Origin of the sequence: Nocardioides sp. Iso805N, assembly GCF_000364605.1 — a bacterium.
GTDB lineage: Bacteria > Actinomycetota > Actinomycetes > Propionibacteriales > Nocardioidaceae > Nocardioides.
The window spans coordinates 289,413-309,481 of sequence record NZ_KB822578.1; the positions used below are offsets into that span (position 1 = coordinate 289,413).

The following is a 20,069-nucleotide window of genomic DNA, read 5'->3' on the forward strand; positions in this document are numbered from 1 at the left end:
GGAAGCAGCGCCCACATAACGAGGTGAGGTCGATGGGCTCGACCGAATGCTTGAAGGAATCTGTCCAGCGCACCTACGACGGTCTCGCCGATCGGCTCGATGCGGCCTGTCACGTGACGGCCAGCCCGGATCACTCCCGGCGCGGCTGCCCACCGATCGACATGCTCTGCGCGAGCGTGAGCCAGCACCTCCATGCCGTCGACGAGGTGCTCCTGCCGTCCCTGCCGGTGCACCACGACGCCCACGACTACCGTGCGGCCGAGCACCAGATGTCGATCGTGCTGAGTCACGTCAAGGCGCATGAGTTCGGATCGAGCTACGAGACCGGGTTCGCCTGGTCGCGGGTCTGGGACGACGTCCTCGAGGCGATGGCCGCGCTACGCCGGGAGGAGGAGACCATCGTGCTCCGCCTCGGCGACCTGCTCGGCGACGACGAGCTGCACAAGGTGACCGAGAAGATGCAGCGCAAGGAGCCTCGCGAGCCCACCAGGCCGCATCCCTACCTGCCGCACAAGGGCCCGGGCGGACAGATGGCGCGTCGGGTGATGCGCGTGGTCGACGGATTCTGGGACACCACCGAGGGCCGCTACGTGCCGGTGCCGGAGCATCCGGTCCGGAAGCCGCCGGGGCGGGTGTCTCAATACTTCATGGGCAATCCGCGGTTCGACCCGGAGGACTGAGCGGGTTCATCGATCCGGGTGCCAGCCCCACTCCATCTCGGCCTCGACGCGCTGTCGCACGTCCTCGCCCGCCAGCTCGGCGACCACGGCCAGCGAGAGGTCGATGCCGGCGCTGATGCCGCCGGATGTGCGGATCCGGTCCGAGCTGTGCACGAACCGCCTGTCGCGCACGATGGTGGTGCTCGGTGAGATCGCGGCCAGCTCCTCGAACGCGTCGTGATGGGTGGTCGCCTCCAGGCCGTCCAGCAGCCCCGCGGCGCCGATCACCAGGGCACCGGTGCACACGCTCAGGAGAAGCTCCACCGATGAGTCCCGGACGAAGTCCAGCACGCGGTCGTCGCGGGTGAGGGGGCGCGTGCCGGCGCCGCCCGGCACGATCAGGAGGTCGGGTCCGGGCGCCTGGTCCAGCGAGTACGCCGGCAGCACCGCGAAGCCGCCACGTCCGCGAGGCCGCTCGGTCACGCCGACCGAGACCACCTGGAAGTCACCGGTGATCTCGCCGGCCAGGTTGAACACCTCGTAGGGGCCGGCATAGTCGAGGACCTCCATGTCGTCGAAGGCCAGGATCGCCACGGTGCGTGTCATGAGGAGATGGTGCCGCACCGCGGACTGTCGGTGCACCATGATTCAGTGGTCCCATGGCCACGACGTTCCGCCTCGAGCGCCCACAGGTCGCCCCCGACGTGCCGGTGCTCGACGAGCACCAGCGCAGGGTAGTGGAGCACCCGGCGGGTCCATTGCTCGTGCTGGCCGGGCCGGGCACCGGCAAGACGACGACGTTGGTCGAGGCGATCGTCGACCGGGTCGAGGGACGCGGCGTGCCGGCCGACCAGATCCTGGCGCTGACGTTCTCCCGCAAGGCCGCGGAGCAGCTGCGTGACCGGGTGACCGCGCGGCTGGGCCGCACCACCTCCAGCGCGCTCTCCTCGACGTTCCACTCCTTCGCCTACGGGCTGGTGCGCCGCTACGCGCCTGCGGAGATCTACTCCGCGCCCCTGCGGCTGCTGTCGGCGCCCGAGCAGGACGTCGTCCTGCAGGAGCTGCTGACGGACCACCCCGAGTCGGTGCGGTGGCCGGACGCGATGCGGGCTGCGGTCGGGACCAGGGGTTTCGCCCGGGAGGTCCACGCGGTGCTCTCGCGAGCGCGTGAGCGCGGCCTGGACCCGGTCGACCTGGTCGCTCTCGGCCGGGCCGAGAAGGTGCCGGAGTTCGAGGCCGCAGGCATGTTCCTGGAGCAGTATCTCGACGTTCTCGGCGACCAGTCCGCCATCGACTACCCCGACCTGATCGCCCGTGGCGTGATCGAGGCGCAGCGGCACAGCGCCGACCTGCGGGCCTCCTACTCCTGCGTCTTCGTCGACGAGTATCAGGACACCGACCCGAGCCAGGTCGCGCTGCTGCAGGCGTTGGCTGGCGACGGCCGCGATCTCGTGGTGGTCGGCGATCCGGACCAGTCCATCTATGGCTTCCGCGGTGCGGACGTGCGAGGGATCCTTGACTTCCCCGACGCCTTCCGCACCGTCGCCGGTGAGCCGGCCGGGGTGATCGCGCTGGGCACCACCCGTCGCTTCGGCTCGCGGCTGCTGCGCGCCTCCCGCACGATCGCGGCCGGCATCACCGTCCGTGGGGCTATCCCACCGGCCGCCTACGATGCCTTCCGAAACCCGGCATCGGTCTCCGGAGAGCTGGGTCCGGGCTCGGTCCAGGTCCTCACCTTCGACACCGCCCGTGCCGAGGTCGAGCACGTCGCCGATCTCCTGCGCAGGGCCCACCTCGAGGACGGCGTCGACTGGGACGAGATGGCCGTGCTGGTGCGCTCGGGCCGCGCCTCCATCCCGGGGTTGCGGCGCTCGCTGACGGCGGCCGGGGTCCCGGTGGAGGTCGCCAGTGACGAGACGCCGCTGGTGCGGGAGCCCGCGGTCGCGGTGCTGCTCTCCGCGCTGACCCTCGTCGTCGATGCCGCCATCGACGACCCCGCCGACGAGCGCTACGTCGGCGCCGACCGCGCAGAGGAGCTGCTCACCTCGCCGTTGGGGGGCCTGGACGCCACCGACGTGCGAGCGCTGACCAGACTGCTGCGTGCCCAGCAGCCCGATGCTCGTCCGCGCGACCTGCTTCGGGCCGCGGTGCTCGATGCGCAGGCTCTGGCCGGGCTCGATGGCGAGTCGGCGCGGCGAGGTCGACGACTCGCCCAGCTCGTCGATCGGGCTCGCACGGAGCTCGCTGAAGGCTCCTCGGCCGAGGAGCTGTTATGGACCCTGTGGGACGGCACCGACTGGGGTGCCCGTCTGCGTCGGGCTGCCGAGACCGGTGGCCAGGCCGCCCGCCTCGCTCACCGCGACCTCGATGCGATGTGCGCCCTGTTCGAGACGGCAGCGAAGGTCGAGGAGCAGCGGGACCACACCTCGGTGGCGACGTTCCTGTCCACGCTGCGCGCCCAGGAGATCCCGGCTGACACGCTGGCGGACCGAGGTGTTCGCGGTGCCGCGGTGCGGCTGATGACCGCTCACCGCTCCAAGGGCCTGGAGTGGCGCCTGGTCGTCGTCGCCCACGTGCAGGAGGGCGCGTGGCCCGACCTGCGGCGCCGCGACGGCCTGCTCGGTGCCGACCGGATCGGACGGGACGGACTGGTGCCGCCGCTGAGTCGAGCCTCGATGCTCGCCGAGGAGCGTCGCCTCTTCTACGTCGCTGCCACCCGCGCCCGGCAGCGGCTGCTGATCACCGCCGTGGCCTCCCCGGACGACGACGGCGAGCAGCCCTCCCGCTTCCTGGCCGAGCTGGCCACGGAGCGCGACTTCGCCGCGACCCATCGCATCGGACGCCCCCGCCGGCCGCTGTCGATGGCGGGGCTCGTCGCCGAGCTGCGGCGCACGGTCGCCGATCTGGAGGAGCCCGAGCCCATCCGCCGCGCGGCCGCGTCCAGGCTGCGGCTGCTCGCGACCACCGAGGTGCACGGCCGGCCGGTGGCACCCGCCGCCGATCCGGCCACCTGGTGGGGCCTGCGGGCTCCGTCCAGGTCGGTGCAGCCGGTGCGGCCCGCCGAGGCGCCGGTGACTCTCTCGGCCAGCGCGCTGGAGGGGCTGCTGACCTGTCCGGCCCGCTGGTTCCTCGGGCGCGAGGCCGGTGGGGACGTGGTCGCCAGCGCCAGTCAGGGATTCGGCAAGATCGTGCACGCGCTCGCCGAGCGGATCGCCAAGGAGGAGATCGAAGCGACGTCGGTCGAGGAGCTGATGCCACTCGTCGACGAGGTCTGGGAGCGGATGCAGTTCCGCACGCCCTGGTCCGGTGCGCGTGAGCGCCAGGCGGTGATTGAGGTGCTGGCCCGATTCCTGGCATGGCATCGACGGCCCGGGGCTCGCGCCGTCGTCGCGCTGGAGCCGAGGCTGCGCGCGGATGTCACGCTGCCCAGCGGCGAGACAGTCCGCCTGCACGGCTTCGCCGACCGGCTGGAGCTCGACGAGGACGGCCGGGTGGTGGTCGTCGACCTGAAGACGGGGAAGTATCCGCCGACGGCGGCCCAGGTCGCCGAGCACGCGCAGCTGGGGCTCTATCAGCTCGCGGTCGATCACGGCGCTGCCGACGAGCTGGTCGGCGGGCCGGTCAGCTCCGGCGGAGCCGAGCTGGTTCAGCTGCGGCACGGAGGCGACTTCCCGAAGGTCCAGGTCCAGGAGGCCGGTCCTGCGCACATCTCCGGTCAGCTCGAGCGGGCGGTGGGAGCGGTGCGTGCCGAGGCGTTCGACGCACGTCCGGGCGACCACTGCCGCACCTGTGCCTTCACCGCAGTCTGCCCGGCCCAGTCGTCAGGATCGGTGTTGTCATGACCGACATCTCCACGCCGCTGCAGCTCGCCGAGCTGATGGGCCACGACTGGCTCTTCAGCGACGAGCAGTTCGCCGCCATCACCGCACCGCTCGAGCCGGCGGTGGTGATCGCCGGTGCGGGCTCCGGCAAGACGGCGGTGATGGCCGCGCGAGTGGTGTGGCTGGTCGCGACCGGCCGAGTGCTGCCGGGGGAGATCCTCGGCCTCACCTTCACCACCAAGGCCACCGCCGAGCTCCAGGGCAGGATCCGCGGCAGCCTCCAGCAGGCTGGTCTGTTGCCCAGTCGGGCCGAGCTGCTGCGAGTGGCCGCGGCCGGCGACGGCACCGGCGAGGGGGACATCGAGCCGGAGGAGCCGACCGTCTCGACCTACCACTCCTACGCATCCACTCTTCTCTCCGAGCACGGCCTGCGGGTCGGGCACGAGCCCGACACCCGGCTGATCGCCGACGCCGCCCGGTTCCAGCTGGCCGCCCGGGCCGTCCAGCGCCACACGGGCCGCGTCGACCAGCTCACCGACCATCCCGCGACGGCGATCCAGGCGCTGCTCTCCCTCGACGCGGAGATGGCCGAGCACCTGGTCGAGCCGGCGACCGTGCGGGCGTTCGACGCGACCGAGCGGTCTCGGTTCGAGGAGGGGATGGCGACCGAGCATCGCAAGACATATCGCGCCGAGTGCGAGAAGGCGATCTTCGCGATCGACCGGCGTGCGGAGCTGCTCGACCTGGTCGAGGGATACCGCAGGCTGAAGTCCACGCTGGGTCTGATGGACTTCTCCGACCAGATCGCGCTTGCCGCCCGGATCGCCGAGGACTGCCCCGAGGTCGCCCTCATCGAGCGGGCGAAGTTCAAGGTGGTGCTGCTCGACGAGTATCAGGACACGTCGGTCGCACAGGCCCGGATGCTCTCCAGACTCTTCGGCGACGGTCATCCGGTCACGGCGGTCGGCGACCCCAACCAGGCGATCTACGGTTGGCGCGGTGCGTCGGTGTCGAACATCCTCGACTTCGGTCGCGACTTCCCGATCCCCGGTGGCACCACCGGCGCCTACTCGCTGACGGTCAACCGGCGCTCGGACGCGCGGATCCTCGCCGTTGCCAACCGGCTTGCCGATGCCCTCTACGACGGCCGTGAGCACGAGCGGCTGCGTCCCAAGGCAGGGGCCGATGACGGCGAGGTGCGGGTGATCGTCCATGAGACCTACGACGACGAGCTCGCCTGGCTCGCGGCCGAGGTGCAGCGAGCGCACGACGCCGGCACCGACTGGCGGGAGGTCGGCGTGCTCACTCGTGACAACGCCCAGGCGGCAGCGGTCTTCGACGCGCTGGCCACCCAGGAGATCCCCGTCGAGATCGTCGGCCTCAAGGGGCTGCTGCGACTGCCGGAGGTTGCCGAGGTGGTGGCGACCCTCCAGCTGATCTCCGACGTGACGGCCAATGCGGCACTCCTCACCCTGCTGGCCGGCCCCCGCTGGGCGATCGGTCCCCGTGACCTGGCCCTGCTGGGTGCGCGGAGCCGGGAGCTGGCCGGTCTGGCCACCGGCGGCGAGAGCTTCCACGGTGTCCACGAGCAGCTTGCCGCTGCCGTCGAGGGTGCTGACCCGACGGAGATCCCCTCGTTGTGCGACGCGCTGGAGGATCCGGGCGAGCTCGACTACTCGGCCGAGGCGCGGGACCGGTTCACCCTGCTGGCCGGGGAGCTGCGCGCTCTGCGTCGGGCGGCCGGTGAGCCCATCCTCGACGTGGTGCGTCGCATCGTCGACGTCACCGGCATCGATGTCGAGCTCGCCTCGTCGGTCAGCCCGGCAGCTGCCTCGCGCCGGGAGAACCTCGATCTCTTCGTCCAGGCGGTCGCCGACTTCCAGGCTGTCGACGGCCAGGTCACGCTGCCTGCGCTGCTGGCGTGGCTCGAGGCCGAGGATGAGTTCGGCCAGGGACTGGACGTGGCGACGCCGTCCGAGGCCGACTCGGTCAAGCTGCTGACGGTCCACCGCGCCAAGGGTCTGGAATGGGATGTCGTCTTCCTGGTCGGCGTCAGCGAGAGGAAGTTCCCGACCAACCAGACCCGCTCGACCTGGCTCACCGTCCCGCAGTCGCTCCCGGTGCCTCTGCGCGGCGATGCCGCCGACCTTCCGCAGCTCACCGGCCACGACCCGACCGCGATCAAGGACGTCAAGCAGCGGCGCAAGGAGCACGAGCAGCTCGAGGAGCTCCGGCTCGCCTATGTCGCCTGGACCAGGCCGCGGCACCGGCTCTTCGTCTCCTGCTGGCGCTGGACGCCGGCCAACAAGACCGGAGCCGGCCCCTCGGAGTACGTCCGGCGTACGCGAGACGCGCTCGCGGGCTGGGGTGCCGAGCCCGACCGCTGGGTCGACGTCGTCACCAAGGGCGAGGAGAACCCCTACCGCGACCGTGACGTCGACCTGCCGTGGCCGATCGACCACCGCACCACCGAGGTCCAGCGCCGCGAGGTCGCGGCCGCGATGGTGCGCTCGGCAGCAGCACCGGCCGAGGATATCGGTCTGGACGACATGCTGCTGCTGGAGCGGGTCCATCAGTGGGATGAGGAGATCTCCCGGATGCTGGAGGAGGTCGCCCGCGACGGCGCCAGCGACGTGGCGATCACGCTCCCGTCCTCTCTGTCGGCCACGACCCTTGCGCGGCTACGGGAGGACCCGGACGACTTCGCCCGGGACTTGGCACGACCGATGCCGCGCCGGCCGTCCTCGGCCGCCAGGTTCGGCACCCGCTTCCATGCCTGGGTCGAGGCGCGTTTCGGCCAGCAAGATCTTTTCGACGTCGACGAGCTACCGGGTCGTGGTGACACCGGGATCGAGGACGAGACCGACCTCAAGGAGGTCATCGCGGCGTTCGAGTCCAGCGCGTTCGCGTCCCGGGTCCCGCACCGCGTGGAGGCGCCGTTCGCGCTCGTGCTAGCAGGACAGGTGGTTCGTGGCCGGATCGATGCCGTCTACCTCGACCCCGAGGCCGGGCCGGGGGAGCGCTACCTGCTGGTCGACTGGAAGACCAACCAGCGCGCCAGTGCCGACCCGCTCCAGCTGGCGATCTACCGCCTGGCCTGGGCCGAGCTGAACGGCGTACCTCTCGACCATGTTCGTGCCGGCTTCCTCTACGTTCGCAGCGGCGAGCTCGTCGAGCCGGATGCTCTGCCGGGCCGTGACGAGCTGGAGCGGATCGTTGTCTCGGGGGCAGGTCCGGGCGGGTAGGTCGAGGCGGCTAGCGTGCGGGTGTGAGCTACGTGCACGAGCGGTTGAGCAGCGCGCGCTACGACAGAGCCTCCGCCCACCGAGCGGATACCGAGTGGATCGCCGAGCAGTGGGCCGACCCCGCCTCCCGGGTGGTCGTTCTGGCCGGCACGCGCATCCGGCCGGTGGACGGCGCCATCGAGTGGCTCTCCCCGGCGCAGGCCCCCGGAGGCGCTCGTTTGATGCTCGGAGTCCGCGACGGCATCGCGCACTTCGCGGTGGTGACAACGGAGCTCGCCGCCACCGATGCCTGGCTGCCGCTGCGCTCGCTGCTGTCTTTCCTCACCCAGGAGGAGGCGCCGCTGATCCTGCACGCGGTCGGGCTGGCCGAGTGGATGAGTGCCACCCGGTTCTGCGCCCGCTGCGGCCTGCCGCTGGATCCGGTCAAGGAGGGCCACGAGCTGGTCTGCGGTCACGGGCACACGACGTTCCCGCGCACGGACCCGGCGGTCATCATGTTGATCACCCACGGCGAGCCCGGAACGGCCGTGGAGCAGTGCCTGCTCGGGCGCCATCCGACCTGGCCGGCCGGCCGCTTCAGCACCCTCGCCGGATTCTGCGAGCCGGGGGAGTCGCTCGAGGACGCGGTGCGACGCGAGGTGATGGAGGAGGTCGGGATCGATGTCGGTGACGTCGAATACTTCGGCAACCAGCCCTGGCCGCTGCCGGCGAGTCTGATGCTCGGCTTCACCGGCGTCGCAGCGAGCACCGACATCGTCTGTGACGAGGACGAGATCGAGGACGCGCGCTGGTTCACCCGCGAGGAGCTGCGCGCAGGGGCCGAGACCGGCGAGCTGATCCTGCCCGGCGGCGTCTCGATCAGCAGGTCGCTGATCGAGGCCTGGTACGGCGAGGCGCTGCCCGGGAGCTGGTGATCTCCACCAAAGCCGCTCCAGCAGACCAGCTCCACCAGACCCGGTCCACCAACGGGGCACTCGACCGGTCGGTGAGGCGGCTCAGTCCTCTCCGATCCAGCCCTTGTGCCGGAACCACGCCCACATCGTGGCCGCGGAGACCACCATCGAGCCGACGCCGAAGAGCCAGAAGGCGACCGCGCCGTGCAGCAGGTTCCCCGAGATCCAGTTGAAGTTCATCCCGAAGAATCCGGTCAGGAAGCTGAGGGGCAGGAAGACGCTGGCCACGATCGTGAGCTGCTTGCCGACCTCGCCCTGGCGGTTGGCGACGTTGGACAGGTAGAGATCCGTGCACCCGCTGACCAGGTCGTGGTAGGAGTCGAGCAGGTCGGTGATCCGGATCAGGTGGTCGTAGACGTCGCGGAAGTAGTCGTGGCTGTCCTTGTCCAGTCCCGCAAGGTCGGCGATGGTCTCGATCTCGCGCGCGAACAGGTCACGCATCGGGGCGACGGCCTTGCGCAGCTTCAGCAGCAGTCGCTTGAGCTTGAAGATCTTGAGCAGCTCGTCCTTGCGGGGACGGTCGACGATCGCGTCCTCGAGATCGTTGATCTCATCATCGAGGCCCGACAGGATCGGGAAGTAGCTGTCGACGATGGTGTCGATGATCCGGTAGACGTAGTACTGCTCGGATCGCGTCGACCCCGTCGAGGTCAGTTGACCCTTCAGCCGGTCCAGGTCGCGAAACTCGTTGCGACGTACGGTGACGACGAAGTCCCCGCTGATGTAGCAGTGGATCTCCTCGAGCGGATGCGGATTGTCCTCCTCCGGCTCGGCATCGACGCCGCCGTGCACGACCAGCAGCGCCTGCTGGCCGTAGACGTCGAGCTTGGGCCGCTGGCCGAAGGCAAGGGTGTCCTGGACCGCGAGCGGATGCAGCCCGAGGATCTCGCCGAGGCGCCTGACGTCGTCATCCGAGGGGCTGACCAGGTCGAGCCAGAAGAACTCTTTGCGCTCGCAGCGGCCGCGCAGCGTCGCCTCATCGATCTCGCCCAGGACTTCCACGGCCGCGACGCTACCAACCGCCCTGAGGGGAGGCCCGGGGGCACCGGCTCGCCACAGTCAGGACGCGAGCGTCAGGACGGCAGCGTCAGGACGCGAGGGCGGCCAGCTTCTCCTTGACCGAGGCGAGGGACGGATTCGTCATCGACGTACCGTCCGCGTAGACCAACGTCGGGACGGTCTGGTTGCCGTTGTTCACCGACTCCACGATCTGGGCGGCCTCGGGGACCTGCTCGATGTCGACGACGTCGTAGGTGATGCCCTCACGGTCCAGCTGGCCCTTGAGCCGCTGGCAGTAGCCACACCACGGGGTGGTGTACATCGTGAACGTCTCGGCAGCCATCTGGTGATCTCGCTTCGGCTTCTAGGGGTAACCGTCTGTCGTGGTCAACCTATCCGGAGGGTCGGTTGTTCCCGCGGCGACCGTGGGCAGCGGAACTGTCGGCGCCGACATCTAAGGTGTGCCCAGACCCCAACCCCGATCCGAGGAGTCGTCTGCTCATGGCCTCGCCCGTCGATCTGCTCGACGCCCTCGACCCGGAGCAGCGCCAGGTCGCCGAGGCGCTGCGCGGGCCGGTGCGCGTGCTGGCGGGGGCCGGCACCGGCAAGACCCGGGCGATCACCCACCGGATCGCGTACGGCGTGGCCAGCGGGGTCTATGCGCCCACCGAGATCCTCGCCGTCACCTTCACCACCCGCGCGGCCGGGGAGATGCGGCAGCGGCTGCGCACCATGGGCGCAGGCAGCGTCCAGGCCCGCACGTTCCACTCCGCCGCGCTGCGTCAGCTGCGCTACTTCTGGCCGCACATCTACGGCACCGAGCTGCCGCAGCTGATCGAGTCCAAGATCGGGCTGCTGGCCAGCGCCGCGCGTCGCCACCGCGTGCAGACCGACCAGGCGCTGTTGCGCGACCTGGCCGCAGAGGTCGAGTGGGCCAAGGTCAGCAACGTCCATCCCGACGACTACGCGAAGGTCGCTGCCCGGCGCGGGCGCGAGGTCACCAACCTCGACGCCGCGACCGTCGGCCGCGTCTTCGGCAGCTATGAGGAGGTCAAGCGCAGCCAGGGCCGGATGGACATGGAGGACGTGCTGCTGCTGACCGCCGGCCTGCTCGCCGACGACGAGCGGGTGGCGGCGCAGGTGCGCCGGCAGTACAAGTGGTTCGTCGTGGACGAGTTCCAAGACGTCTCGCCGCTGCAGTCGGCGCTGCTCGATCTGTGGCTCGGAGGTCGCAACGAGATCTGCGTGGTCGGCGACCCCGCCCAGACGATCTACTCCTTCGCCGGTGCCGACGCGCGCTACCTGCGCGACTTCGGCAAGAAGTATGCCGGCACCACCTCGGTGGAGCTGGTGCGCAACTACCGTTCCACGCCGCAGGTCGTCGAGATCGCCAACACCCTGCTGCGCGGCTCGGCGAGTCAGGGCGTCGAGCTGCGCGCCCAGCGACCCGCCGGTGACGCCATCACCTATCACCAGCGGTCGGACGAGGTCGCCGAGGCCGATGCCGTCGCCGCCGAGATCCAGCGACTGCACGCCTCCGGCCGACCGTGGTCGCAGATCGCCGTGCTGTTCCGGATCAACGCCCAGTCCGAGACCTTCGAGGAGGCGCTCACCGGGCGCAGCATTCCTTATGTCGTGCGTGGCGCGGCGCGCTTCTTCGACCGTCCCGAGGTGCGCGAGGCCGTGACGCGACTGCGCGGCGCGGCTCGCTCCGACGGCGGCGAGCTGCTCGAGACCGTGCACGCCACCCTGGCCGGCATGGGCTGGACGCAGCGGCCGCCCGAGGCTCGCGGTCAGACCCGCGACCGGTGGGAGTCGTGGCAGGCGCTGGTCGACCAGGCGCACGAGTTCGCCCAGACCGGTGGTGACCTCACCGAGTTCGTGGCCGAGCTGGACCGCCGTGCGGCGGAGCAGCACGCCCCGGTCGCCGAGGGCGTCACGCTGGCGACCTATCACGCGGCCAAGGGCCTGGAGTGGGACTCCGTCTTCCTGGTGGGCCTGCAGGAGGGCACGCTGCCGATCAGCTATGCGCTGGACTCGCCGACCGCGGTGGAGGAGGAGCGTCGACTGCTCTACGTCGGGGTCACCCGCGCCCGCCTGGATCTGCACCTCAGCTGGGCGCTGGCGCGCCAGCCCGGTGGTCGGGGTGCTCGCAAGCCTTCCCGATTCCTTGACCCGCTGCTGCCCGCCTCCGCCCGGCCCGAGCAGCAGCAGTCCGCCAACCGGCGCGCGCGGATGTGCAAGACCTGCGGTCGTCCGCTCGGCACCGCGGGGGAGAAGAGCCGCGGTCGGCACGAGGACTGCCCCGCGGCGTATGACGAGAAGCTCTTCGAGCGGCTGCGGGAGTGGCGCCGAGAGGCTGCCGGCAACAAGCCGGCCTTCACCGTCTTCACCGACGCGACCCTGGAGGCGATCGCCGAGGCCAAGCCCGGCTCGCAGACCGACCTGCTGCGGATCAACGGGGTAGGGCGCTCGAAGCTCGACGCCTACGGGGAGGACGTTCTTGCGTTGATCGCCGAATCCGCCTGAATTTTCGTGGCAGGAATTCGTCGAAAAAAGATCGTTTATTCGTTTGCCGCCCTATCGCGGGGCGGGATACGGTTCCCTTGCCCGAGTCCGCAGACGATGCACCGAAGGAGGTGGCCACTGATGAGCATGATCACGATCAACCCGTCCGTTGAGCCGTCCTTCGGTATGCCCACGTCCTGCCACGCCTTCGCCACTGTTGCGCGCACGGCTGTCTGGACCCTGGTCACCCCCGCCACGGCCGCCATCACGGGTGCTGACCGCACGTACGCCCTTTCCCAGGGATTCGTGGGCAACGGTTCCAAGCGCCGCGATGGCAAGGGTTCCCCCTGGAGAACACCCGACTGTTGAAAGACAGCCGAGTCGCCTCCAGGCCGCGGAACCCGAACAACGGGATCCGCGGCCTTCTTGTTTCTCAAGGACTCAGCAGCCGCGGGACGCACACCCACAGATGTCCAACACACCGCGATCAGGTCAAGGAAAGGAGGTGACACATGACCGCCGTACTCGAGCCCACCCTCGGCCTTCTGCACGACGAGGCCGACCGGGTCGACGTCGAGCTGTTGCCGTGCCGGGCGAACAACCCCGAGCTGTGGTTCGCCGAATCGCCGCACGACGTCGAGTTCGCCAAGGCCCTGTGCCAAGCGTGCCCCGTCCAGGAGCTCTGCTTGGAGGGCGCACTCAACCGCCGTGAGCCCTGGGGCGTCTGGGGTGGAGAGCTCTTCCTGCAAGGGATCGTGATCCCGCGCAAGCGTCCACGCGGTCGTCCGCGCAAGTCCGACGTAGCCGCGTGATCACCGGAGCAATCAACCACCTCAACACATCACCTCAGGACACACGAGAACTGACATGAAGACTGACCGAATCAGGAGCAACACGATGAACTTGATGTTCGAAGATCTGGCGCGCGCGCAAATGTCCGCGCGCCTGGGAGAGGCGCAACAGTGGCGCCGGGCTCACAACCTGACCCGGGCCCGCCGACTCAGCCGCAAGGCGGAGAAGGCGGCACAGCAGGCGCGTCTGGCCCTCGCTCGCGTCCTGTGAACGTGGGACGTCGGTGCACCGGCTCCAGCCGGTGACCGAACGCCTCCGACACCCCTGATCGCGGGAGTGTGAACGATCTGCCCGTCCGAGCCCGGCTCGGACGGGCAGATCCATGTCCGGGCCACGACGCGGGCCTAGATTTGGCGTCATGGCACGCACCTGCGACCTCTGCGGTCGCCTCGAGGAGGATCCCGAGGCGCTGCTGACCTGGTCGACGGCCGTCGAGCGCGGCCGGGAGAAGTGGTTCTGCACGGACTGCTCGCGACGGAACCTGCGAGCGATGGAGGGCAAGCTCGACTCCGAGTGGTGGTGAGGCTCAGCCCGTGAGGGCGTCCCAGGCGCAACCGCAGTGCGGGTGACGCAGCCAGTGCTGCTGGGCGGCGAGGTCGTCACCTGCCGGCTCACCGAGGTGCACTGTGGTCGACCACGTCGTCGGCCGCTCGCCGCGGGCGAAGGCGAGCAGATCCCGAGCCAGCCAGCCCAGGCCGATCGTCAGCGTCGGGGCGCTCAGCTCCGGCGGTGTTGCGGCCCTGGCGAGCTGGTCCACCACCACGCCGTGGCGCGGATCGCGCTCGCACCGTGCGGCGTCGACACAACGCAGGCATGCCGTCTCACCCGGCACGACGAAGGGTCCCAGCTCCCATCCCCACGGCGTCGCGGCTGCGGCAAGGTGGGCGACACCGGCGCGTAGCAGTCCGTCGGCGAGGTCTCGCCGTACGGCACCGTGCGCCAGCAGGAGGTGGACCGGCCCCTCGTCGGCTGCCCGCAGCCCGGCGTCGCGCAGCCTCGCGGCGACCAGGTCGGTGAGCGCCCGAGGGCCGCTCACCACCACCGTCAGCTGCGGAGGTGGCGTTGACGGGGGAGCGAGCAGATCGGCCTGCTCGAGCCGTGCCAGTGCGGCCTCGGCGCTCGGGGGCAACGGCCCCAGCGCTCGCCCGTGCCGCAGGTCTTCGAGGAGCTTGCGCACCTCGGGCAGATCCCGTAGCACCGCCCGACGAGGCGCCTCCAGCCCGACCTGCAGGTGCAGGTCATCGCGGCGTACGGCGGCAAGACCGGGGCGCAGGCGAAGAGTCACTCCGCCACTGTCACACGGATCCTCGACGGGCGTCGGGCGTCATCCACAGGCAGCCCGAGGAAGCCCAGGAAGCCCAGGAAGCCCAGGAAGCCCAGGAAGCATCGCGGCCCCTGCGACCAGCCGGTCGCAGGGGCCACGATGAGAAACCCTGGAAGGCTCAGGCCTTGCCGAGGATCCGGTTGAGGTTGGTGCCACAAACCGGGCAGACGGCCTTGGCCATCTTCGTGCCCTTGTCGTTCACCTTGATCTCACCGGTCGCCTCGCGCTTCTCCTTGCACTTGACGCAGTAGAACTCGCCGCTCCAGCTCTCCGCCATGACGGCCTCCTTGCCTATTTCTCTTGGTCGTCGCGACGGGGTCTGAGAGAGAAGCCCGCCGGTGCCCACGGCGTATGCCGTAGCCGGATCGACCATACGGCACACATGGGCGCCTTGTGCAACACGGAGGGCACACATGTTTCCGCGTGTCGCGAGCGTGAATCGCCCGGGAGGGGGCACATGAGAGACCCCCGGTGCCTGGATCGTCCTTCGCCTTCCCCTTGCGAAGGACGTCCGGCGGCGCCGGGGGTCTCGTCTGGACACGAACCTAGGAGACCCTGCCGAGTCGGTCAACGCCGGCCATCCTCAGCCTGTGGATGAAACTGTGGAAGACCTGGTGACAACTCACCGTTCCCCGTGGACGACCCGCGGCCAACCGTGGACGACGCTGTGGAATCCTGGAGTGAGTCAGCGCCGAATCCGGCGCTGACCTGCACAGACGAATCTCCACGGGTTGTGGAGGAGAAATTCCAGGACGAGGAGCGGCGTGTCGGGACATGAGTACGGCGCTGGACCGGTCGCGGCGCTGCGTCGGATCGCCTTCCTGCTCGAGCGGGGTCGCGAGGACACCTACAAGGTCAAGGCGTTCCGGGCCGCGGCCGCGGCGATCCTGCCGCTGAGCGAGCACGAGCTGCGCGCCCGGGTCGCCGACGGGACGCTCACCGAGCTGGCCGGGGTCGGATCGAGCACTGCGACGGTGATCACCGAGGCACTGGCCGGCGGCGTACCGAAGCGGTTGGCCGACGTCGAGTGCGAGCACGGGGGGCCGCTCACGGACAAGGGCCACGACCTCCGCGCCCGTCTCAAGGGAGACCTGCACTCCCACTCCGACTGGTCCGACGGCGGCTCGCCGATCGAGGAGATGGCGTTCACCGCGATGGAGCTGGGGCACGAGTACCTGGTGCTCACCGACCACTCGCCACGACTCAAGGTCGCCCACGGCCTCTCAGCGGAGCGATTGACCAAGCAGCTGGGTGTGGTGGACGCGGTCAACGAGCACATCGCGACAGGCTCGATGTCCGGGGCAGGCGGCTTCACCCTGCTCAAGGGCATCGAGGTCGACATCCTCGACGACGGCCGGCTGGACCAGACCGACGCGATGCTGGATCGGCTCGACCTGCGGGTGGCCAGCGTGCACTCCAAGCTCGCCATGGAGAAGGCGGCGATGACCAAGCGGATGGTCACTGCCGTCTCCACCACCCGGATGAACGTCCTGGGGCACTGCACCGGTCGCCTGGTGACAGGAAATCGCGGCACCAGGCCGGGATCGGCGTTCGATGCCCGGGCCGTCTTCAGCGCCTGCGCGGAGCACGGGGTCGCGGTGGAGATCAACTCCCGCCCCGAGCGCCGCGACCCGCCGACCACCTTGATGGAGCTGGCCCGGGATCTCGGCTGCCTGTTCTCGATCGACTCCGATGCGCACGCGCCCGGCCAGCTCGACTTCCTCGTCCTGGGCTGCGAGCGCGCCGAGGCCGCCGGCATCGAGCCCGACAGGATCGTCAACACCTGGTCGAGAGAACGCCTCCTGGCCTGGGCGAACGGGTAGTTTGCACTCCATGGACACCTCCGCTGCCGCCCGGCCGGAGGTGGAGGTACGCCGCAGCAAGCGCCGGCGGCGTACGGTCTCGGCCTACCGCGAGGGCGACCGCATCGTGGTGCTCATCCCCGCGTCGATGTCGCGCCGCCAGGAGGCGGAATGGGTGGAGACCATGGTCGCCCGGCTGGAGCGCTCCGAGCAGCGCAAGAAGCCCAGCGACGCCGACCTGCTCAAGCGGGCCCTCGGGCTCTCGGACCGCTACTTCGGTGGCCTGGCCATCCCCGAGTCGGTGCGCTGGGTGGAGAACCAGAACGCTCGCTGGGGCTCCTGCACGCCGATCGACCGCACCATCCGGCTCTCCGCGCGGCTGCAGGGCATGCCGTCGTGGGTGCTGGACTACGTGCTCGTGCACGAGCTGGCGCACCTGTTCGAGCCGAACCACAACGCACGGTTCTGGGGCTGGGTGGACAGGTTCCCGCAGGCTGAGCGGGCCAAGGGCTACCTGGCCGGATGGTCTGCCGCCGCCAAGCTCGAGGCGCCGCCGGGGGACGAGCTGGACTAGCCCGAGAGGTCACTTTCTGCGCTGCGAGAGGCCGGCCTCCGCCACCACGCTGTCGAAGGTGGGACGGTCCAGCGCGGAGCCTTCGCGGCGTACCTGTGCCAGGACCAGCACGCGGTCGAGCCGGATCTCGCTAGCGCGGTGGTCGTGATCCCAGGTGCCCGTGCCGATGTCGAGCCAGCGGTGGCCGAAGCGGTCGGTGGCGACCCCGCCGCGGCCCTGTCGGATCGCGTCGTGGTCGTGGTCCTTGCTGGTCAGCATCAGCGCAAGCCAGCTGCGCCCGCGCGTCCCGACGATCAGCACCGGCCGGTCCTTGCCGCGGGTGGCGTCCTCCTCGAAGGGCACCCAGGCCCAGCAGACCTCACCCGGCTGCGGCAGCCCGTCGGAACGTGGGGCGTAGAAGATCCGGTCCGGGGCGATCCGGCCGGCCAGCGGCGGGAAGATCCGGGCGAGGAATCGGCGCATGCCCGCGACCGTACCGCGAGAGGCGACCACTCGGTCGACCGAAGGTGACCACTCGAGCCACCAAAGGTGACCTCTCGAGCCGCAGAAAGTGACCTCTCGGGCGTCAGAAGGTGACCTCTCGGCGGCGGGCGAGCTCGATCAGGTCCAGCATGTCCGGATCGTCGTTGGGCAGCTCGGCGACCGGGAACCACCGCACGTCGAGCGACTCCTCGGAGACGGCAGGTACGGCGTCGGCAGGCGCCACCGCGACGAAGCGCACGTCGTAGTGATGCACCCCCTCACCGCAGAACGGCACCTCGTGGTCGCTGAGCTGCACAGGCACGGGGTCGAGCACCAGGCCGGTCAGGCCCGACTCCTCGCTCGCCTCGCGCGCGGCAGCGGCGAGCAGTGAGGCGTCGCGGGTCTCCAGGTGACCGCCGAACTGGAACCACCGCTGCGCCTTGGCGTGCAGCGTGAGCAGCACCGCGTCCCCGTCGGCGGAGAGCACGAGGGTGGAGGCGGTGAGATGGTGCGGCCGGTCCTCGCGCAGGACACCGGAGGCGTGTGCGGCCAGGTAGTCGACGTAGCGCTGCCGCAGCCCTTCCTGGCCGGCGGTGGGCGCCGTCCAGGACGAGAGGGTCAGCAGCGCCTCCTCACGCAGCTGGTCGCTGACCAGCCCGCGAGGAGCGAGCGGGCGTCTCGAAGCGCTCACACGTCCTCGCCGGCGTCGCCTGCCGTCGGGCCCGAGCCGCCTTCGAGGAGCTTGCGCAGCTCGGCGTCGAAGTCGGCCTCGGTCAGCGCCTCGGGAGCCTCGGCGCCCTCGCGGAACCCGAGCGGGTCGTCCAGGTCGGCCGAGGTGGGCAGCAGGGCCGGCGACATCCAGACGCCGTCGCGGGCCTCCACGCCCTGGCGGTTGCGCAGCGAGCCCCACAGCGTGGCGGCGTCGCGCAGCCGGCGCGGACGCAGCTCCAGCCCGACGAGGTTGGCGAAGGCCTGCTCGGCGGGGCCGCCCGCGGCGCGCCGGCGGCGTACGGCCTCTTGGAGCTTGGTGGCGGCCGGCATCCGATCCGCGGTGGCCATCGTGACCACCTCGTCGACCCAGCCCTCGACGAGGGCGAGCGCGATCTCGAGCCGCTCCAGCGCGGCCTTCTGCTTGGGTGACTGGGGCAGCTCGAACATGCCGCCCTCGAAGAGCTCCTGCAGCGCCTGGGGGTTGTTCACGTCCACGCCGCGCATCTGCTCCTCGATCCGCTCCTGGATCGCCTGCAGGTTGACCTCGACACCGGCCGCGTAGTCGCGGACCGCGCCGATCAAGTGGTCGCGCAGCCACGGCACACCGCCGAAGAGCCGCTGGTGGGCGGCCTCGCGCAGGGCGAGGTAGAGCAGCACGTCGTCCTCCTCGACACCGAGTCCCTCGGCGAACGGCGCGACGTTGGTGGGCAGCAGCGCCGCGCGACCGGGTGCGGCCAGCGGGACGCCGACGTCGGAGAGGCTGAGAACCTCGTTCGCGAGTGCCCCGAGCCCGGAGCCGACCTGGCTGGCCAGCAGCGCGCCGACGGCCTTGCCGAGGAAGCCGGCCATCGGGCCGGCCATCGCCGCCACCTCCTCGGGCAGGGCGCCGGAGAGCGAGGAGACCGAGGACTCCGCGACCGGCTCGACGAGCTGCTTCCACACGTCGGTGGTGTTGACGATCCACTCGGCCTTGCTCCACGCGGTGGCGGTGACGATGCCGGACGAGAAGGCGGTGGTCTCCTCGAGCCAGTGGTCGGCGAGGCGTACGGCGTCGGACACGGCGTCCTTCTGCCGCTGGGACGGCGTCGGGTCGGGCGTAGCCGCGGCGTTCTTGCGCGCGGTGTCGAGGGCGACGTCCCAGTTGAGCGGGCCGTCGTAGGGTTGCATGAGGGACTGGATCTGGCCGAAGATCTGGCTCAGGTCCATCCCGGCGGGAAGGCCGCCGCCGGCGCCGAAGAAGGCCTCGAACGGTGTGCCCTTGAACGGGTTCTGCGGGTCCTCTGGGCCTGGCGTCTCACTCATGCCCCCAACGGTACGCGGTCTTTGGACACGGCGGCGCGGGCGCCGCGTGAGGTGCGGGCGGCGGCGGATAGGGTCGTTTCGTGAGCGCTGTGCGACTCGTCGACATCCGCGAGACCCCCCTCGACACCGGCGAGGTGTGCGCCGCACTCGACGACCCGGCCAGCGGTGGCCTGACGCTCTTCGTCGGCCGGGTGCGCGACCATGACCACGGCGTCGGGGTGAAGGGGCTCGGCTACAGCGCCCACCCGAGTGCGCTGGAGCGGCTGCGCGAGGTCTGCGAGAGGGTCGCCGCGGATCACGATGTGCAGGTCGCCGCTGTGCATCGGGTGGGGGACCTGAGCATCGGCGACATCGCGGTGGTGGTGGCAGCGAGCGCCGGCCACCGCGGTGACGCGTTCGCGGCCTCGCGGGACCTGATCGACACCCTCAAGCAGACCGTGCCGATCTGGAAGCACCAGCTCTTCGCCGACGGCACCGAGGAGTGGGTCGGTACGCCCTGAGCACGCCCCGCGTGGCTGCGCCGTACCGCGGCTCGCACTGCCTAGGCTGAGCGGGTGGAGATCCTGCTCTGGCTCGTGCCGTCCGTGCTCGTCACGGCGGTGGCGATGGTGTGGGTCGGCTGGGTCGGGCGCGAAGGCCGCGGCGAGGTCGACCCCGAGGTCGCCATCCGCCGGATGGCGGCTGCGCTGAGCAAGCCCAGCCCGCAGCAGTACGCCGCCGGCAAGCAGCGTCGCGAGCGGTCCACCGGAGTCGCCGTCCGGCCCTCGCGGCGCCCCGCGCCGAAGAGCGAGCCGAAGGGCGAGTCCGGGGCTGCCGAGAAGCACGCCTCCTGATCGGCAGCGGCTCGGTCCGGCATC

General features: G+C 70.5%; 22 protein-coding genes. 13 read left to right on the top strand and 9 right to left on the bottom strand.

Translation table 11 applies throughout. The features are described from left to right. Positions 1-32 precede the first annotated feature (32 nt). Positions 33-680 carry a hypothetical protein gene (locus tag H036_RS0111215; RefSeq protein ID WP_017934880.1) on the top strand — a complete coding sequence of 216 codons (648 nt, stop codon included), beginning with the start codon at positions 33-35 and terminating at the stop codon, positions 678-680. A 6-nt stretch (positions 681-686) separates the two neighbouring features. On the opposite strand, the gene H036_RS0111220 is transcribed toward H036_RS0111215, so the two are convergent. Further along, positions 687-1,265, bottom strand: a complete 579-nt coding sequence (locus H036_RS0111220; protein WP_036488200.1) for a DJ-1/PfpI family protein — start codon at positions 1,263-1,265, stop codon at positions 687-689. 53 nt (positions 1,266-1,318) lie between these two features. Between H036_RS0111220 and H036_RS0111225 the strand changes: the two genes are divergently transcribed. The 3 genes from H036_RS0111225 to nudC are packed head-to-tail and all read left to right on the top strand — an operon-like array spanning position 1,319 to position 8,639. Further along, the gene (locus H036_RS0111225; RefSeq protein WP_017934882.1) at positions 1,319-4,501 is read left to right on the top strand and encodes an ATP-dependent helicase; all 3,183 of its coding nucleotides are present in this window, start codon (positions 1,319-1,321) and stop codon (positions 4,499-4,501) included. Next, positions 4,498-7,725 (top strand): ATP-dependent DNA helicase, encoded by a 3,228-nt coding sequence (locus tag H036_RS0111230; protein ID WP_017934883.1) that lies wholly within the window; start codon positions 4,498-4,500, stop codon positions 7,723-7,725. The genes H036_RS0111225 and H036_RS0111230 overlap by 4 nt, the downstream gene beginning before the upstream one ends. A gap of 23 nt (positions 7,726-7,748) precedes the next feature. After that, positions 7,749-8,639 carry an NAD(+) diphosphatase gene (nudC, locus tag H036_RS0111235; RefSeq protein WP_017934884.1) on the top strand — a complete coding sequence of 297 codons (891 nt, stop codon included), beginning with the start codon at positions 7,749-7,751 and terminating at the stop codon, positions 8,637-8,639. A gap of 81 nt (positions 8,640-8,720) precedes the next feature. Here the strand turns inward: nudC and corA are convergent, their stop codons facing one another. Together corA and H036_RS0111245 are read right to left on the bottom strand one after the other, a co-directional pair. Then, positions 8,721-9,680, bottom strand: coding sequence for a magnesium/cobalt transporter CorA (gene corA / locus H036_RS0111240; protein ID WP_017934885.1), 960 nt, complete (start codon positions 9,678-9,680; stop codon positions 8,721-8,723). A gap of 85 nt (positions 9,681-9,765) precedes the next feature. Further along, the gene (locus H036_RS0111245; protein WP_017934886.1) at positions 9,766-10,020 is read right to left on the bottom strand and encodes a mycoredoxin; all 255 of its coding nucleotides are present in this window, start codon (positions 10,018-10,020) and stop codon (positions 9,766-9,768) included. A 158-nt stretch (positions 10,021-10,178) separates the two neighbouring features. On the opposite strand from H036_RS0111245, the gene H036_RS0111250 reads away from it, so the two are divergent. The 5 genes from H036_RS0111250 (at position 10,179) to H036_RS25700 (ending at position 13,560) form a co-directional block, all read left to right on the top strand. Then, positions 10,179-12,206: an ATP-dependent DNA helicase UvrD2 gene (locus H036_RS0111250; protein WP_017934887.1), complete on the top strand. Its 2,028-nt coding sequence runs from the start codon at positions 10,179-10,181 to the stop codon at positions 12,204-12,206. Between the two features lie 120 nt (positions 12,207-12,326). Continuing rightward, a complete protein-coding gene (locus tag H036_RS25370) occupies positions 12,327-12,554 on the top strand; it encodes a hypothetical protein (protein WP_157417268.1) in 228 nt (75 codons plus the stop codon). 143 nt (positions 12,555-12,697) lie between these two features. Continuing rightward, the gene (locus H036_RS0111260; RefSeq protein WP_017934889.1) at positions 12,698-12,997 is read left to right on the top strand and encodes a WhiB family transcriptional regulator; all 300 of its coding nucleotides are present in this window, start codon (positions 12,698-12,700) and stop codon (positions 12,995-12,997) included. 85 nt (positions 12,998-13,082) lie between these two features. Further along, entirely contained in the window at positions 13,083-13,247 is a 165-nt protein-coding gene (locus H036_RS0111265; RefSeq protein ID WP_232421850.1) for a hypothetical protein, read from the top strand. 148 nt (positions 13,248-13,395) lie between these two features. Then, positions 13,396-13,560, top strand: coding sequence for a hypothetical protein (locus H036_RS25700; RefSeq protein WP_017934891.1), 165 nt, complete (start codon positions 13,396-13,398; stop codon positions 13,558-13,560). A gap of 3 nt (positions 13,561-13,563) precedes the next feature. On the opposite strand, the gene H036_RS0111275 is transcribed toward H036_RS25700, so the two are convergent. From H036_RS0111275 to H036_RS25705, 3 genes are read right to left on the bottom strand one after another with little or no spacing between them, the layout of a single operon-like run. Further along, a complete protein-coding gene (locus H036_RS0111275) occupies positions 13,564-14,322 on the bottom strand; it encodes a hypothetical protein (RefSeq protein WP_017934892.1) in 759 nt (252 codons plus the stop codon). Next, positions 14,319-14,459 (bottom strand): hypothetical protein, encoded by a 141-nt coding sequence (locus H036_RS25375; RefSeq protein WP_017934893.1) that lies wholly within the window; start codon positions 14,457-14,459, stop codon positions 14,319-14,321. Before H036_RS25375 ends, H036_RS0111275 begins: the two co-directional genes overlap by 4 nt. A 20-nt stretch (positions 14,460-14,479) precedes the next feature. Beyond that, the gene (locus H036_RS25705) at positions 14,480-14,638 is read right to left on the bottom strand and encodes a DUF5679 domain-containing protein (RefSeq protein ID WP_017934894.1); all 159 of its coding nucleotides are present in this window, start codon (positions 14,636-14,638) and stop codon (positions 14,480-14,482) included. Between the two features lie 487 nt (positions 14,639-15,125). On the opposite strand from H036_RS25705, the gene H036_RS0111290 reads away from it, so the two are divergent. Further along, on the top strand, positions 15,126-16,184 hold the full coding sequence (locus H036_RS0111290) for a PHP domain-containing protein (protein WP_017934895.1): 1,059 nt from the start codon (positions 15,126-15,128) through the stop codon (positions 16,182-16,184). Positions 16,185-16,194: 10 nt separating this feature from the next. Next, positions 16,195-16,737 (top strand): M48 metallopeptidase family protein, encoded by a 543-nt coding sequence (locus H036_RS0111295; protein ID WP_017934896.1) that lies wholly within the window; start codon positions 16,195-16,197, stop codon positions 16,735-16,737. Positions 16,738-16,746: 9 nt separating this feature from the next. On the opposite strand, the gene H036_RS0111300 is transcribed toward H036_RS0111295, so the two are convergent. The 3 genes from H036_RS0111300 to H036_RS22595 form a co-directional block, all read right to left on the bottom strand. Further along, entirely contained in the window at positions 16,747-17,199 is a 453-nt protein-coding gene (locus H036_RS0111300; RefSeq protein WP_017934897.1) for a hypothetical protein, read from the bottom strand. A 103-nt stretch (positions 17,200-17,302) separates the two neighbouring features. Beyond that, entirely contained in the window at positions 17,303-17,890 is a 588-nt protein-coding gene (locus H036_RS0111305) for an NUDIX domain-containing protein (protein ID WP_017934898.1), read from the bottom strand. Continuing rightward, the gene (locus tag H036_RS22595) at positions 17,887-19,212 is read right to left on the bottom strand and encodes a zinc-dependent metalloprotease (RefSeq protein ID WP_017934899.1); all 1,326 of its coding nucleotides are present in this window, start codon (positions 19,210-19,212) and stop codon (positions 17,887-17,889) included. The genes H036_RS0111305 and H036_RS22595 overlap by 4 nt, the downstream gene beginning before the upstream one ends. Positions 19,213-19,292: 80 nt before the next feature. On the opposite strand from H036_RS22595, the gene H036_RS0111315 reads away from it, so the two are divergent. Beyond that, positions 19,293-19,712, top strand: a complete 420-nt coding sequence (locus tag H036_RS0111315) for a molybdenum cofactor biosynthesis protein MoaE (RefSeq protein ID WP_017934900.1) — start codon at positions 19,293-19,295, stop codon at positions 19,710-19,712. Between the two features lie 54 nt (positions 19,713-19,766). Then, positions 19,767-20,045 (top strand): hypothetical protein, encoded by a 279-nt coding sequence (locus tag H036_RS0111320; RefSeq protein WP_017934901.1) that lies wholly within the window; start codon positions 19,767-19,769, stop codon positions 20,043-20,045. Positions 20,046-20,069 lie beyond the last annotated feature (24 nt).